At 75.8% G+C, this 509-nt stretch carries 1 protein-coding gene; it reads right to left on the reverse strand.

Annotated elements, in window-relative coordinates:
- A partial coding sequence (locus G3I65_RS07570) for an SDR family NAD(P)-dependent oxidoreductase (protein ID WP_160695446.1) occupies positions 1 to 509 on the reverse strand: 509 nt, incomplete at both ends.

Below are 509 nucleotides of genomic sequence, written 5' to 3' on the forward strand. Positions count from 1 at the left end.
GCAGCTCGGTGAGCGCGAGGTCCACCGGCATCGACGCCAGCCCGCGCGCCAGCAGGTGCTCTTCGGCGTCCTCGTCGGCGACCATGCCCGCCTCGGCCCAACCGCCCCAGGCCACCGACGTCGCGGCGAGCCCGCGCGCCCGGCGGCACTGCGCCAGCGCTTCCAGATAGGCGTTGGCCGCGCTGTAGGCGGCCTGCCCGCTGCTGCCCCACACCCCGGAGATCGACGCGAACACGACGAACGCGTCCAGCTGCCGGTCGCCGAGCAGCGCTTCGAGGTTGACCGCGCCGCCGACCTTCGCCGACACGACGTCGGCGATCGCGGCGACGTCCATCTTCTCCAGCGGCACCGACTGCTGGGTGACACCCGCGGCGTGCACGACGGCGCGCAGCGGGGCCCCGGCGGGGATCCGGTCGAGCACGGCGGCCAGCGCGGCGCGGTCGGCGACGTCGCAGGTCTCGACGGCCACGGTGACCCCGAGCGCGGTGAGCTCCTCGCGCAGCTCGGCC

This window comes from Amycolatopsis sp. SID8362, from assembly GCF_010550475.1.
In the GTDB taxonomy this organism is placed as follows: Bacteria; Actinomycetota; Actinomycetes; order Mycobacteriales; family Pseudonocardiaceae; genus Amycolatopsis; species Amycolatopsis eburnea.